The 15617-nt window shown below is 39.8% G+C and carries 12 protein-coding genes; 8 read left to right on the top strand and 4 right to left on the bottom strand.

The features are described from left to right. Positions 1-79 precede the first annotated feature (79 nt). Positions 80-1105, bottom strand: coding sequence for a phosphate acyltransferase PlsX (plsX, locus tag AC2JBO_RS34160; protein WP_496958086.1), 1026 nt, complete (start codon positions 1103-1105; stop codon positions 80-82). A gap of 556 nt (positions 1106-1661) precedes the next feature. Between plsX and AC2JBO_RS34155 the strand changes: the two genes are divergently transcribed. Beyond that, positions 1662-2984, top strand: coding sequence for a D-alanyl-D-alanine carboxypeptidase (locus AC2JBO_RS34155; protein WP_496958085.1), 1323 nt, complete (start codon positions 1662-1664; stop codon positions 2982-2984). Between the two features lie 454 nt (positions 2985-3438). Here AC2JBO_RS34155 and lptC read toward each other — a convergent pair whose 3' ends face one another. The 3 genes from lptC to metG form a co-directional block, all read right to left on the bottom strand. After that, a complete protein-coding gene (lptC, locus tag AC2JBO_RS34150) occupies positions 3439-4593 on the bottom strand; it encodes an LPS export ABC transporter periplasmic protein LptC (protein ID WP_496958084.1) in 1155 nt (384 codons plus the stop codon). A 17-nt stretch (positions 4594-4610) separates the two neighbouring features. After that, positions 4611-5240 (bottom strand): LabA-like NYN domain-containing protein, encoded by a 630-nt coding sequence (locus tag AC2JBO_RS34145; protein ID WP_496958087.1) that lies wholly within the window; start codon positions 5238-5240, stop codon positions 4611-4613. A 205-nt stretch (positions 5241-5445) separates the two neighbouring features. Then, positions 5446-7047: a methionine--tRNA ligase gene (metG, locus tag AC2JBO_RS34140; protein ID WP_496958083.1), complete on the bottom strand. Its 1602-nt coding sequence runs from the start codon at positions 7045-7047 to the stop codon at positions 5446-5448. Between the two features lie 387 nt (positions 7048-7434). Here metG and AC2JBO_RS34135 point away from each other — a divergent pair, with 387 nt between their 5' ends. The 7 genes from AC2JBO_RS34135 to AC2JBO_RS34105 form a co-directional block, all read left to right on the top strand. Continuing rightward, entirely contained in the window at positions 7435-8154 is a 720-nt protein-coding gene (locus AC2JBO_RS34135; protein ID WP_496958082.1) for a lysophospholipid acyltransferase family protein, read from the top strand. A gap of 255 nt (positions 8155-8409) precedes the next feature. Then, complete coding sequence (locus tag AC2JBO_RS34130; RefSeq protein ID WP_496958081.1) at positions 8410-9231, top strand: alpha/beta fold hydrolase; 822 nt, start codon at positions 8410-8412, stop codon at positions 9229-9231. An 82-nt stretch (positions 9232-9313) separates the two neighbouring features. Then, entirely contained in the window at positions 9314-9949 is a 636-nt protein-coding gene (locus AC2JBO_RS34125; RefSeq protein WP_496958080.1) for a Uma2 family endonuclease, read from the top strand. Positions 9950-10095: 146 nt separating this feature from the next. After that, positions 10096-11160, top strand: a complete 1065-nt coding sequence (locus AC2JBO_RS34120) for a hypothetical protein (protein WP_496958079.1) — start codon at positions 10096-10098, stop codon at positions 11158-11160. A gap of 288 nt (positions 11161-11448) precedes the next feature. Next, positions 11449-11739, top strand: a complete 291-nt coding sequence (locus AC2JBO_RS34115; RefSeq protein ID WP_496958078.1) for a nucleotidyltransferase family protein — start codon at positions 11449-11451, stop codon at positions 11737-11739. 392 nt (positions 11740-12131) lie between these two features. Beyond that, entirely contained in the window at positions 12132-12695 is a 564-nt protein-coding gene (locus AC2JBO_RS34110) for a hypothetical protein (RefSeq protein ID WP_496958077.1), read from the top strand. Further along, the coding region (locus AC2JBO_RS34105; protein WP_496958076.1) for a PAS domain S-box protein at positions 12656-15617 on the top strand (2962 nt) is incomplete at its 3' end. The genes AC2JBO_RS34110 and AC2JBO_RS34105, both read left to right, overlap by 40 nt.

Genomic DNA, 15617 nt, shown 5'->3' with positions numbered 1-15617 from the left:
CAGCACTCAGCACTCAGCACCCAGCACTCAGCACCCAGCACTCAGCACTCAGCACTCAGCACTCAGCACTCAGCACTCCTTAACTGTTTTCATGCTGTAGGCTTTGATATTGAGATTGAATTCTATCAAGCACTTGGTTATCCACAGCTTCTTTAGCCATTCGTACAGCGTTAAAAATCGAAGGCGCCTGGGAGCTACCGTGAGCAATAATACAAATTCCATCTACGCCTAAGAGTAATGCACCGCCGTGTTCTGCATGGTCCATACGCTGTTTAATTCGTTTTAAGTTAGGTTTCAAAATAGCAGTTCCGATTTGACCGCGTATACCTTGAGGTAACTCTTCGCGAATAATTTGCAGCATAACTTCCCCAACTGCTTCAGCAAACTTGAGCAGCACGTTACCCACAAAACCGTCACAAACAATCACATCAAAGTTGCCAGATAAGACATCACGCCCTTCAGCGTTGCCGATAAACTGGATGTGAGGGTTTTCGCGTAACATTTGATTCGCACGAACTGCTGCATCATTGCCCTTACTGTCTTCTTCGCCAATATTTAACAAACCTACCTTGGGTTCATTTATACCCAGTACATACTGACTATAAACTGACCCCATTAAGGCAAACTGTTCGAGAAATTTTGGACGGCAGTCTACGTTGGCGCCAACGTCAAGTATTAGAACTTGCTTACTAGCTACCATCGTTGGAAATACTGCTCCGATAGCTGGACGGTCAATACCCTTGAGTCTTCCCAAACGCAGCAGAGCCGATGCCATTGCTGCACCAGAATGACCAGCAGAAATAACTGCATCCGCGCGTTTTTGTTTGACCAAATCCATAGCTACATTGATGGAGGACTTCGGTTTGCGCCGGATAGCGCTTAAAGGCTCCTCCTCCATTTCAATTGCCCCAAGGGAAGGAACAATCTCAATCTGCGCCGTATTAGTTTTTGGTGGCAGCACAGCTTCAATCTGTTGGGGATCACCCACCAACAATACTTCAACACCCAGTTCTTCACGTGCCCGCAGTGCGCCAGTCACGATTTCACCGGGTGCGCGATCCCCTCCCATTGCGTCAATTGCGATCCTCACGCAAGTCGATCCCATTGCTTAAAGCTTCTAGAAACCTTACAAATTTTACCAGATGGCTCTACCTAAAGTAGCAAGCATCTTTCTTCCCAATCGGTTGTAACTACGTTAACAATTATTGACAATTCATACAAGGGGTATTCATTTTAATAGTTAGAAGTTAGGAGTTAGGAGTTAGAAGCTATAAAGATCAAGTGAATCATCCAGATTAGTCGAACAACCGCAGAAGAAAGTAGAAAATTCATCCAATTTGGACTTGACTTTTACCTCATGTGCAAAAACTCCCCATCGACCCTAACAATTTGAGCGTAGCGAGCGGCGCCTATATTTAATTTGTTAGTAGTTTCTTGATTTATAACTTCAATGCTCAATTGTTAGGCAAATTCTATCTGTTTTTAAACACATTAAAAAAGGCTTAAAAGTGATCATTTTAGCCAAAGTCTGTATTAAATGTGTTAAACCCTACTTCCGTAATCATAAATCATTGGTTACTATTATTACTCGATTATCAAAATTGTAAAAGATAGTTAATATCACATCAAGTTAAAATTAACATCCCTATTGAGGACTAAATATGCTGGAATTAATTGGCTCAGGCTTGTTTTCACTGTGGCTTGAAATAGCAGGAGTGCAAGTCAAGCCTTTGGATGCTTTAGAAGCATTGGCGTGGCAAAGTAGCCCAGGTTTAGTCCTTGCCCCCGACCCCAATCCAGCAGGAACCATAACAGTTGAGCAGTATTTCAAAGACCTGATTACTGCCAAGTTGGTAGCTGGCAACACGATGCAGAGTCAGGGAATTTGGATGCAGTCTGGACCTATTTTAATGGCAAACCATGAAGGTACAACGCCAGTACCAGCCGCATCACTGACAAAAATTGCAACTTCACTCGTATCTTTAACAACATTAGGCGCCGAACATAAATTTCAAACATTGATCAGCGCTACAGGATCAATAAAAAATGGAGTGTTGGAAGGAGATTTAGTAATAACTGGTGGTGGCGACCCTTTATTTGTGATCCAAGATGCAATTACACTTGGCAACACGCTTAATCAAATGGGCATTAAGCAAGTCAAAGGTAATTTAATCATTACTGGCAACTTTGCCATGAACTTCCAGCGAAACCCAACGCTTGCAGGTCAATTCTTCAAACAAACCCTTAATCCTGCAACTTGGACGCGCGATATTAACCTGTATTACTCAGCAATGCCCAAAGGTACACCCAAACCCCAATTAACAATTCTGGGCAAAGTCGAGCTAGCAACTCAAACTGTTCCTCAAAGTAATTTATTAATCAGACACTATTCTTTACCGCTTAAACAACTGATTAACGAAATGAACATATTCAGCAACAACGAAATGGCTGAAATGTTAGCGGAGGCAGTTGGAGGGTCTACGGTTGTTCAGTCAAAAGCTGCTAGACTAGCGCGCGTTCCGGACTCTGAAATTCAGTTAATCAACGGTTCCGGACTCGGAGTCGAAAATCGTATTTCTCCCCGTGCCGTTTGTGCAATGCTAATGGTGCTGCAACGCGAAGCAGTCGCAAACAACATGACACTCGCTGATTTATTCCCAACCTCTGGTTTTGACCATCGTGGCACAGTACACGCGCGTCACCTGCCCAACGCCACAGTTATGAAAACTGGTACACTTCGTGATGTTAGCGCCTTAGCAGGTGTCTTACCAACGCGCGACCGTGGTTTAGTATGGTTTGCCATCATCAACCGTGGTCCAGGAGTTGGCGCCTTCCGTGCTGAACAAGATAAACTCTTACAAAATCTAGTCAAACAGCTCCAAGTTCCAGACTCAGTACCACTCGCTATTACTCCTCACGCAGCTAACAAAGCTTTACCACTGCTTGGTGACGCACAACGTAACGAAATCGTATTTAAAGGGTAGGGTGTGTGAAGGCTACTACGATTTTGAAACGAAGCTAACAATCTAATAGCCTTCACGCACCGGAGTTATTGCCACTGATTCATTCTAAAAAGGAAAATAGTAATTGGATGTTGCGGGCGCACGCGCGTATCGCTGAAGTTCGGGTATCAAAACCATTATGGCGGAACAAATTAATCACAAAACTGCGAAGAATCGAGAAATTGGCTTTCTTCATAACCCTCAACCATTTGAGCTTTGTCTTCCTGCACAATTGCTACATTGTTTTGTTGGCGCCCGGACGCTCTTGAGCAGCTTTCTCGCTTGAGTTTGTTATCCTGGTAATAATTGAATCATTTTTCTCTGAAGGATGAAACAGCCCTGCCGCGATTTCGGGGAGATTAATTATGTTATGGTCAGGTGCGTGACGCTACTAGATTATTAGCTTCGTTTCAAAATTGTTATGCCGTCACACACCCTACGGTTGTTGAGGAATAATATTGGTAATTACTCTACTATTGTTGTTACTGCTGCTTCTAACAACTATATTTTCTTGTTGAATATTACCGGTTGCCGTGTCACCTGTAAAAGTTAACGGTGGCTGAACTTGCTGGTAAAATACATTTCCCTCAGCTTCCACTTGCTGATTACTTAAATACCATGTTAATTTGTCTGATTTAATTGTTTGGCGCCGCTGTCCAACTCCATTCACGTTGCCCTGTAAATATACAATTTGCTGTGGTATTCTTAGTTCTCCTTGATTTGCTGTGACTAGTACATTTTCAGTACGATGTAGTACGCGGACTGGAGTTTTGGTCGTAACAAGTTCTTTATTAAGATTCCATGCCATCGAGCTACTAGTAATTTGTATTGGTGGTTGACCTAGTTCAGCTTGAGCATTTTTAGTAATGGTAACAATCTTTGTACTCAAATCAACTTCTGCCGCGTCACCTCTACCCCGGTCACTAATTTGATTGTTTTTCAAACGCTCAAATTCTAGCGTCCGGTCGGCAACTAGTTTTTGTTCTTTCAAAAGCCAAGTTAAATGCTCGGTTCGTAATCTTAATGGGGGATCAATCGAATTTGCTACCACACTACCAAAAAAATCTACTTTTTGTTCACGAGTTTTCGCGCGCGCTTCTTGTGCTACCGCAGTAAGTTGTTTGTGAGTACCGTTCAACTGGTTACGGACGATTAATAAGTCCTCTTTCGGGCGCCACTCTAATTCATTCCCTCGCAATATCACGCCATTCTTCGGGTCTGTTGCGACTATTTTACCTCTAAGTAATAACTGCTTACCTTTTTGCTGAATATCTGCTTTTTCGGCGGTAACTTGATAGACTATTTTTCCGTCTTGATATAACTCGCCATAAGGACTTTCGAGTTGACCAACTTCCTTTTCTTTCGCATATCTACCCTTTTTCGCATTTACTCTCCAAATTAGCCTTCCTGACTCATCAGTCGCATCAAGCGAACCTTCAAACAAAGTTAACTGACTATCGTTAGGTTGATTTGTCGGTTTAGCACTCGCTTGGGGTTTTGAAGCAGGGCTACTGCAAGCAAATAGCCCAACTGCTAATAAAATTGTTAAAGACTGACGAAACAAAACCGTTCCGGCGCCTGCATTAATCATTCTCCTAAAAACCTCATTTATGGTTCCGGTATTCCCAGATGACCATCCATGTCAGGTTGTTCCAAAAAACCCACTCCAGTTAAGGGTCGATACGGATAACTTTGACGTGGCGTCTTTTGAATATCCTCTTTTACCGCTTCTAAATCAATATAACGGTCGCTTACATTAATTAAACTATCACTAGTCATCGAACGCAAACTGACAACTTCCACCCGCACACCTCGGTACGATACTGAATTCACCGCGTATGCTAAATCTCCATCTCCACTGACAAGTACAGCTGTGTCGTATGAATCAACCAAAGCCATCATATCTACCGCAATTTCCACATCCAGGTTCGCTTTCTTTGAACCATCTGGCAACTGCACTAAATCTTTTGCAATCACTCGATAACCATTACGTCGCATCCACAATAAAAAACCTTGTTGCTTTTCATTTGTTCTATCTACACCAGTGTAAAAAAAAGCACGTAGCAAACGTGAGCCACCAGTCAAACGACACAATAACTTAGTGTAATCAATTTCAATACCCAACTGTAAGGCGGCATAAAATAAATTAGAGCCATCTATAAATATAGCGACTCGACCTCGATTTTCCAGAACCTGCTCAGGCGTAAAAATCGAGTCACCTTCTAAATTACTTAACATTGTTGTCATACCTCGTTTCTTATCTATTTAATAAAGGATACTAAAGTCACAAAAACACAAATTTTGAACGCTTTATGGTAATTTTTCAGGGTTTATAACGTTGTGCGTTAATTTGCCCTGAAGAACAATCAAGAATTAACAAAGAAACAAAAAATTAAAAAACTAATCGTCGTTTAATCATTTCAAGGTTAAACATGTTGATTCCTTAATCATCATTGGGTTTAACCTCAATGCGTTTAAAAATTGGTGATGGTGTACCCAAACATTGTTCGCTACTCAGTAATCCCCATTTGGAATGGGTATCAAATGGCGCTAGAACTATACTGTTTTGGTCATTAAAATCTACTCCGAAACCAAGTTGATTATATGCAGCAGTACTAATGTTTGGGATCACTGGGGATAAAAGATAAACTGCTAACCTAACAGATTCAAGCACTGTGTAAAGCACTTGTTCTACGGCTTGCTGTTGTCCTTTTTTATACAAACTCCAAGGCGCCTGGTCATCAATAAACTTGTTACTAGCCTGTACAAGCGACAGAACCAGGTTACAAGCTTGACTGAAGGCTAGCGCTTCATAAGCTGTTTTTACTTGTTCCCCCAGACATAAACCGATTACTTTAAGAGTGTTATCGGCAGGGATATCCTCTGTTGTAATCGATGGAATATTACCACCGCAATATTTCTTTACCATGCCTAAAATCCGATTTAGTAAATTACCTAAGTCATTTGCTAAATCTGCATTTAAGACATCGATAAACCTTACCTCATTAAAATCGCCATCTTTACCAAATTCGATTTCCTTAAGAAAGTAATAACGAACTGCATCTGCGCCGTATTTATCAACCAATGTGATGGGGTCAATTGTATTACCAAGAGTTTTACCCATCTTCCTACCGTCTTTGGTTAAAAAACCATGCCCAAAAACCTTAGCAGGTAATGGCAATCCTGCGGACATTAGCATCGCAGGCCAATAAACTGCATGGAACCTTAAAATGTCTTTTCCAATTAGATGTAAATCGAATGGATACCATTTACTTAAAGCATTTTCTAATGTTGGTGCATCATCAGGTTCAAGTAATGCGGTTATATAACCTAAAAGTGCATCAAACCAAACATAAAGCGTATGAGCAGGATTTTCTGGAACTGGAAAACCCCACTCTAAGTTAACGCGCGAAATCGAAAAATCCTGTAATCCTTGATTGACAAAATTTATAACTTCATTCCGACGGCTTTCTGGCTGAATAAAATCGGGTTTAGAGTCAAAAAATGCCAATAATGATTCTTGATATTTCGATAAGCGGAAAAAATAGTTTTCTTCGTCGCGCCACTCAACTTCTTTGGTTGTGTGAATAGGGCATCGATGTCCATCTAATAAGTCCCGCTCGTCCTTAAATTCTTCGCAGGATACGCAATACCAGCCTTTTTGCTGACCTAAATATATATCTCCTTTATTCCAAACTCTTTCAAAGAACTCATTCACTATCGCTTTATGATTAGGCGCCGTAGTTCTACTGAAACGGTCATACTTGATATTCAGCAATTTCCATAATGAGATAAAATGGGGTACTACCTCATCACAGAATTCTTGCGGCTTCATGTCCTTGGCTTGGGCACTACGCTCAATTTTTTGTCCATGTTCATCGGTTCCTGTCACCAGTAACACAGACTTTGATAGCAGTCTCTGAAATCTTGCTATCGTATCCGCCGCCATCGTTGTATAAGCACTACCTATATGTGGTAAATCATTCACATAATATAGTGGTGTTGTGAGCGCGAATGTATTTTCTGTTGTTTTGACTCGATTCATGCAATATTTAACAACTTCTTATAACAGTTTTTTATCTTGCGTTTGTAGCTAAAACCACGCAATTATAAAACATTTATCGCGGATTTTCAACTATTCATTTTATATTAGCAAATTTAAACGGCGCCTCCCTGGACGCTAAGGAAAGGCAACTCCACACGTGATTATTTTTGCAGATGAGAGCAAAAAATACGCTTTTTAGCTTGAAGAAGCACGTTTACTGTTACCGGAGATACAAAACATAGTTATACAAAGATTTTTACTTTGATTGGTAGACAGCACAGTTCTACCTTAAGGCTGTCCTATATGGAATGAAGAAATGTAAAAATCCAGAATTAGAGAGTAATAGTTTTAAATTGAGCTTTGTAAAGAAAGTTTGTACTTGAAAGCATGAATGTAAACAGCCCCCTAGAGATTTCTCGCGCCTTACTGGCAGCACTTTCGACAAAGATGTTTCGCTACTACGAAAATCGTATACCCCAAGATGCAAGCATAATAGTCACGAGTAACCACCGCAGTTTCATGGACGCACCGCTATTAATGACAGCGTTATCACATCCAATCCGATTTGCTTGCCATCATTACATGGGACAAGTGCCAGTTATGCGCGAGTTTGTCACCAACGCACTAGGGTGCTTTCCTTTAGAAGCAAACCAACAACGTTATTCCAGTCTGCTCGAAAAATCCGAAATTTTGCTGCGCTCAAAGCAAATGGTAGGAGTTTTCCCCGAAGGAACCAAACCAATGGTTAACTTTACTCAACCCAACCAAGTTACCGAGTTCCAACGGGGGTTCGCGCATCTAGCACTGCGTTGCAAAGTCGATAACCTCGCAATATTGCCAATTGCAATTGCCTCCATCGAAGAAGTCAATACATCAGTGATACCATTAAAGTTTTTAACATTGTTTGACCCGTCAGAACCATTATTTAACCGACCTGGTTGGCATCCCTTAGTTACATACCGTCGAGTCGCAGTCCTCATCGGTCGTCCTTACTGGGTAACACCTCAGCATCAAGAAATGTATCACGGTAAAAAAGCCCGAACCGTAGTCTCAGAAATCAGCAATTACTGCCACTCCGAAATTACAGGTTTGCTCAAAGAAGTATGAGTAGGGTGCGTGACGCTACCAAAATTTTGAATACCAAGCAAGTCTTGTAGCGTCACGCACCGAATGAGCAAAGATAGATTATTTGTACTGTTAGACCTTTCATCGGCACCTGCGAATATATAAATAAGTACTTGAGACAACTAAACTTATATATTGAACATACTTAAATATTTAAGATAGATAAGTACCTCGATAGCTAAAAGATAAAAAGCATCTCGTTAAATAGCTATACAGTAATATAATATATTTGTGCTGATGAGTATCTCAAAAGTAGAATTAAAACCTTGTTTCTTAACTCCGAAAAGATTACAGCCCGAATATCCTTTATTTGTGTATTTACCTGGGATGGATGGCACAGGTCAACTGTTGCGCTCACAAACTGCAGGACTAGAAGCGGGTTTTGACGTGCGGTGTCTAGCGATACCACGTAATGACCTTAACAGTTGGGAAGATGTAACAAATAGTGTACTTGATTTAATTAATATCGAATTAGATCGAAACTCTCAACGCTCAGTTTACTTGTGTGGTGAGTCCTTTGGTGGTTGTTTAGCGCAAAAAGTTGCAATTTCGGCGCCTACATTGTTCAAACGGATAATTTTAATCAACCCAGCTTCGAGTTTCAAACTGCGTCCTTGGTATGTTTGGGCATCTCCACTCATGGACTACGTTCCAGAATGGGCATTTGACGCAGGCGCCATTGGGTTACTACCTTTTCTTGCTTCATTATCGCGTATAACCGAAAGCGACCGCAAAGAACTGCTCGAAACAGTTCAGTCAGTCCCGTCACAAACCGTTCGCTGGCGAGTTTCCTTATTGCGCGAATTTGAAATAGACAATAATAAACTAGCGCAACTTACACAACCAATATTACTAGTAGCAAGCACCGACGACCGACTTTTACCATCACAAGAAGAAGCACGTCGGTTAGCAAATCTTTTTCCCAACTCCAAAATTGTAACATTACCCCATAGCGGGCACGCTTGTTTACTCGAAGCCAATATCAATCTTTATGAAATTCTCAAAACAAATAACTTTCTAGCTGACTTATCAACAATCTCCATACCATCAAAAACATAATAAGTACTATTCTTGTAGAATATTCTTGTGGAACGCAAGTCCTTTGCGTTCCTAAATCTATAAACAAACAATTATTATCAAAATGGAAACAGTTATAACAAAAGAAAAAATTCACCTACCACCAGGAACCGTAGTGCGACTATTAGGTGATTGGCAAGACTATCAAGATTTATGCAACTTACTAGGTGATAAAAGCATACCTCGAATCAAATATAGAACTGGGGAAATCTTATTAATGGCGCCGCTAGCGGAACATGGTCGTAATGTAAGTATTATTGCTGACATTGCTAAAATCTTACTAGATTATTTGGGGCAAGATTACGAACAATTTACACCAATTACAATGGAACTGCCACAACAAAGCGGTATTGAACCAGATTACTGCTTTTATATAGATAATTGGGCAGCAGTCGCAGGTAAAAGTAGAATAAATTGGGGTGTAGACCCATCACCTGATTTAGCTATAGAAATAGATGTAACTAGTTATACAGACGTTAATGATTATCTACCCTATAAGGTTCCTGAAGTTTGGTTATTACGAAAAACCACACCCGTAATTTATAAGCTAGTAGGTGCCAGTTATGTTATGCAAACAAGCAGCCAGTATTTTCCGAATATCAATATAACAGATATTATTCAAGAATCTTTACAGAAAGCGCGTCAAAGTAATGCAAGTAGTACTTTACGCCAATTACGTCAAAAATTTCCAGCGAAATAATGAATTATTTTAGAACAGGCATTCTGCCTGTTCATTCATCTATTAATCCTCAAGATAAAACATAATCTTCTTGCAGAAAGATGCATACTTTCAGGCTTTGTTTAATAATTTAGTTTAAAAGTATTACTTAAAACTATTTTTTAACCATGCCAGACAAATCAGCATCTAATCAAAGTAGTAAATCGCTTAATAAATTTGATCAATCACTAATTCAATCATTAGCACAGCAAGTTACTGGTGCTGGAAAAGCTGCGGCAACTCAAGCACGTAAGTTATTTGAAGCTTCAACGCACTTTACCGGACAAGTTGCAAATACTCTTGGTGACAACTGGTTTATTCGTAAACTTGCAGGAGTTCTCAACCTCAACTGGCTTGTCGGCGCCTCAGATAGCGTTAACTTAGATAAAGCCGCAGAGTCAGTAAAAAAACTCAAGCAAACTTATCCTAATGAAACACCCCAACAGCTTGCTCATCGTATCATGGTGGAAAAAGCAACAAAAGCGGGTGGCATAGGTTTAGCAACAAGCGTTATACCAGGAGTCGCAGCAGCATTACTAGCTATTGACCTTGCAGCTACAACCGAACTGCAATCAGAAATGGTATATCAAATCGCCGCTTTATATGGTTTAAACTTAAAAGACCCCGCGCGTAAAGGTGAAGTTGTAGCTATTTTTGGACTTGCTTTAGGTGGTGGTCGCTTACTCAAAGCTGCTGGCTTAAGTTTATTACGTAACGTCCCCTTCGCAGGTGCTGTAATTGGCGCCAGTTCCAATGCCACAATGGTTTACTCATTGGGATATGCAGCATGTAGATTTTACGAAGCAAAATTAGATGATGCCACAGACCTAAGTTCAGAAGCAATAATAGATAAACTCAAACTTGAAAGCGAAGAATATCTAGAAAAAGCTGTTTCTCAACAAGCTATCATGGATAGAATCCTCGTTCACATGATACTCAGCAGCCATCCCAATAAAACCTGGGAAGAAATATTACCAGAACTAAAAGCCATCAACCTTGGTTCACACTCACTCAATGAAATAGCCAAAAGTATCCATTCTCCGCAACCAATAGAAGAACTACTCAACCAACTCGACCGTGACTACGCAATTACACTATTAGCACAATGTCAACGTATCGCTCAAACCAACGGTAATATTTCACCTGAAGAACAAAAAATTATTGGCGCCATCCAATCCAAATTTAAACTGTAAAATATTTTAAAATGTTGTAGAGACGTGACATGTCACGTCTCTACTCACGTCTCTAGATTGATATGAATGTTACAACCCATCCAGCTTCGGCAATAGCTTCTTTACAAACGCGCCCACGAAAACCCTGTACAATTACATCAATATTTTCTCCAGCGAGTCAACGCCAAAGCCTAAATCAACAGTAATATTTTACCTGAATAACAAAAAATTTATCGGCACCATTAAATCCAAATTCCAATTGTAAAATGTAAGGTGGGCAAAGCTACCCTCCTACAAACACTATAAATCATGACTATTTACGAAACTTTACAAACAAAATGTGAAGATATTCTAAAAACTGCTACTAAGTATGGAGCATTTAACGTCCGTATTTTTGGCTCTGTTGCAAGTCGAGAAGCTGATGCAGCAAGTGATGTAGATTTTTTGGTAGATATGGAACCCGGACGTAGCCTTTTTGACATGGGTGGATTGTTAATGGAATTACAAGAAATTTTAGGTTGCGATGTAGATGTTGTGACGGAAAATGGTTTACGCCAACGTATTAGAGAAAGAGTGCTGAGTGAAGCAATTCCTTTATGAGAGATAACCGTGAAAAATTAAGAGATATTTTAGAAGCCATTGAACGAGTTACTTTTCTTCTCTTTCTTCGTGCCCTTTGTGTCTTTGTGGTTCCTTAAAAAATAAACCACATAATCCGGAGGATTTCCCGCAGGGTAGGCACGCTCGTACACAAAGGACGAATATTGAGGAGGATTATTAAAGATGTGTGTACACCGTAGCCTTATTAAGGGACATTAGTTCTATTCTCTTAATCCAAATTTGTCAACCGTACAAAGATATATATCAAGAGTATCAACCTGCCTCTATCTAAAGGTGCATCTATGAACTGCTTTAAAGCTTTAAGCTAGTTCTGATATACCTCTAAGGTCTTGTACGTAAATAAAGATTGTATTAAATTATATAATAAATCAGTGAAAAATTTGATACAGGACGGCGCCCGAATCAATCAAAATGCAAAATACATAACGATGCGTAACTTGAAGCCCATACAAGCTTTTACCAAACTAGCGAGTGCAGTTGTAATTTGTATAGGCTGCATAGTTTTTTTTGGTTGGGCAGTTAATATTGATATTTTTAAAAGCTTAGTTCCCGGCGCCGCTACAATGAAAGCAAACACAGCTATTTGTTTTGTGTTGGCAGGGGTGACGCTGTGGTTACAAGCAACGGAAACGGAAAATAATAGAATTCGTCAGTTATCACAATATTGTACTCTAATTATTTTTATCGTTGCTTTGATAACACTTAGTCAATACATCTTTGGGTGGAATTTTGGAATTGATGAATTATTATTTCGTGACTTTCCATTATCAGCAGCCACATCACACCCAGGTAGAATGGGTGTAAACACTGCGGTTAATTGGTTATTGATTAGTGGAGCACTATGGTTATACAAAACGAAAAATTCAAATAATAATAAATGTAGTCACATCTTTTTATGTCACGTCTCTACATTCATTGTCCTTTTCAGGCTTTAATTGGCTATATCTATGGAGTGAGGGTTTTCTATGAGTTCAGCGCTTATACTACTTCTATGGCAGTGCATACAGCGCTTGCTTTCTTAGTCTTATGTCTAGGAATCTTATTAAATAATCCATCTCGCGGACTTATGGCAACCGTTACTGCTGAACTTAATGGTGGTGTAACTGCGCGACGATTAATACCAACTGCTGTATTTCTGCCTATAATTTTAGGTTGGGTAGTTATTCAAGGCGAAAAGGCGAATTTTTATGATTTTGCCTTTGGTACGTCGCTGATGACTGTTTCGTTAATCGTGATATATTTATTTACGATTTGGCGAAATTCTATTTATCTGAATAAATTAGATCAAAAACATCGTGTTGCTGAAGCTGCTATACGTGAGAGTGAAGCACGCTACAGTCTGTTAGTCGAAAATGTGCCGGAGATTCTCTTTACAAATCTGCCGGATGGTTCATGTGATTACCTTAGTAACCAACTTTATAAATATACAGGATTAGCTGTCGGCGCCTTTGATGGTTTTAAATGGGTAGATGTTTTACTGCACCCAGATGATAAGCAACGAACTCTTGCGTGTTGGTTAGAGTCTGTACAAACTGGGCAACCCTTTGAAATAGAATACCGCTTTCGTGGTGCCGATAATAATTATCGTTGGTTTCGGGGTCGCAGTGTACCGATTCGTGATGAAAATGGTAATATTACTAAATGGTTCGGCGTTTGCACTGATATAGATGAACAAAAGCGTGCGGAAGACGCTTTGCGTGAAAGTGAAACGCGCTTTCGTAATATTGCCGAAAATATAGAAGATGTTTTCTGGATATCAGAACCGCGAAATCATAATTTAATTTATATTAGCCCTGCTTATGCCAAGATATGGGGACGTAGTATAGATTCTTTACATACAAATTATAATGAATGGTTAAATGGTATTCATCCTTTCGATAAGCAAAGAGTTCAAAATGCTGTTTTAGATAATTTATATCAAGGTACATATGATATAGAGTACCGGGTTGTTCAACCTGATGGCACAATTCGCTGGGTACACGATAGAGGTTTTTCAATAGATGACAGTAATAGTGGACGTTGCTGTGGTGTCGTAACAGATATTACAGATAAAAAACTCGTGCAAGAAGAATTACAAGCGCGCGAGGAAATGTTACGGCTGGCGTTAGAATTATCAAACGCTGGTGTATACGATTGGAATGCAGCAACTAATAAAATCAGGTGGTCGCCTGAATATTATAGTTTATTTGGTATTGATATAAATACTGAACCGAGTATTCAAACTTGGATAGAAAATATTCATCCTGACGATAGAGACAGAATACAAGCAGAAGTTCAAACTACGTTACAGCAAAATGGTAACTTAGATTTAGTTTACCGCATTAACCATCCTTTAGGTGAGCGCTGGATTAATGGACGCGGTAAAGCTTATTATGATGAATATGGCGAAGCTGTGCGAATAGTTGGTATTTGTTTAGATACTACTGAGCGTAAACGCGCGGAGTTAGCACTACAAGCAAGCGAACAACGCTATCGCGGTTTCATCGAGTTGGCACCTGATGCTATCTTTGTCGCAAATCAACAAGGGCAGTATACTGATGTTAATAATAAAGCGTGCGAATTACTTGGGTATACACACACTGAACTTACTAGTAAATGCATTGTTGATATTATAGCCCCTGAAGATATAGCACGTTTGGAATTAGAACGAGAACATGTAATAGCGGGTAATGCTTATACAGGAGAATGGACATTAATACGCAAAGACAATACTAAAATATTAGTAGAAATTAGCCAAAAATTAGTTGTTGAAAATCAATGGGTTGCTTTCGTGCGTGATATAACCGCGCGTAAAGTCATGGAAGACGAATTACGGCAAAGTTTGGCTATTCTCAACACCATCAACCAAACAACACCTAATTTCATCTACGTTAAAGACCGTGACGGCAAATTCTTAATGGCAAACCCTGCTACATTAGAGGGAATTGGCAAAAAAGAAACTGAAGTAATGGGTAAAACAGACCTAGACTTTCTTGCCGACCGTAATCAAGCTTTAATGATAATGGAAAATGACCGCTCAGTCATGGAAAGCAGTGAAGTTCAGGTACTCGAAGAAACAGTGCAATTTCCGAAAGGAACTTGTACATATATTTCTTCAAAGTCACCTTACTATGATCATAACGGTAATATTATTGGGATAATAGGTATTTCAATTGACATTACCGAGCGTAAGAATATGGAAACCGCATTGGCTGAAAGTGACAAACGTTTCCGCTTTTTAGCAGAAGCAATACCTCATTTAGTTTGGCAAGCTGATGCCAACGGTAAACCATTGTATTTTAACCATCAGTGGCAGGAGTATTGTGGTATTACATTAGATAATATCAACCAAACTATCGAAAACAAGTGGTCATCGATAATACCAAGCGAAGATTTAGAGAAAATTAAGCAGCACTGGTTAGAATGTAAAGCCAAAGGACATATTTACGAAGCTGAATTGAGAATTAAACGCTCCAAAGACGGTGAATATCGTTGGCACTTAGCGCGCGCTCTACCTGTTCATGATGACGCTGGAAATATTACAGCTTGGATAGGTACAAACACAGATGTCCATGACAGCAAAACATACCAAGAGCAACTGGTTGAAAGTGAAAATCGTTATCGCCAACTTGCCGAAAACGTACCTCAACTAGTTTGGGTATCTGATGCTTCGGGTAGTATTACATACTTTAATCAACGCTGGGTTAACTATACAGGATTAGAGTTAAATGTATATGGTCGTTGGGACTGGCGCCAAATAGCTCATCCTGACGACTTACCCCAAGCGATGGAAAAATGGTCAACTGCCATTAATACTGGAACCCCTATGCGCGACGTTCAATACCGTTTACGGCGCCATGATGGTACATTCCGTTATT

It is taken from the genome of Calothrix sp. CBUCES-K 9914 (assembly GCF_059640475.1).
The sequence above is the reverse complement of the archived record's forward strand: the minus strand, read 5'-3'. Positions and strand labels throughout refer to the sequence as shown.

Coding starts and splice junctions, on each gene's coding strand:
- plsX (WP_496958086.1), bottom strand. CDS start 1,105: ATGGGATCGACTTGCGTGAGGATCGCAATTGACGCAATGGGAGGGGAT.
- AC2JBO_RS34155 (WP_496958085.1), top strand. CDS start 1,662: ATGCTGGAATTAATTGGCTCAGGCTTGTTTTCACTGTGGCTTGAAATA.
- lptC (WP_496958084.1), bottom strand. CDS start 4,593: ATGATTAATGCAGGCGCCGGAACGGTTTTGTTTCGTCAGTCTTTAACA.
- AC2JBO_RS34145 (WP_496958087.1), bottom strand. CDS start 5,240: ATGTTAAGTAATTTAGAAGGTGACTCGATTTTTACGCCTGAGCAGGTT.
- metG (WP_496958083.1), bottom strand. CDS start 7,047: ATGAATCGAGTCAAAACAACAGAAAATACATTCGCGCTCACAACACCA.
- AC2JBO_RS34135 (WP_496958082.1), top strand. CDS start 7,435: ATGAATGTAAACAGCCCCCTAGAGATTTCTCGCGCCTTACTGGCAGCA.
- AC2JBO_RS34130 (WP_496958081.1), top strand. CDS start 8,410: ATGAGTATCTCAAAAGTAGAATTAAAACCTTGTTTCTTAACTCCGAAA.
- AC2JBO_RS34125 (WP_496958080.1), top strand. CDS start 9,314: ATGGAAACAGTTATAACAAAAGAAAAAATTCACCTACCACCAGGAACC.
- AC2JBO_RS34120 (WP_496958079.1), top strand. CDS start 10,096: ATGCCAGACAAATCAGCATCTAATCAAAGTAGTAAATCGCTTAATAAA.
- AC2JBO_RS34115 (WP_496958078.1), top strand. CDS start 11,449: ATGACTATTTACGAAACTTTACAAACAAAATGTGAAGATATTCTAAAA.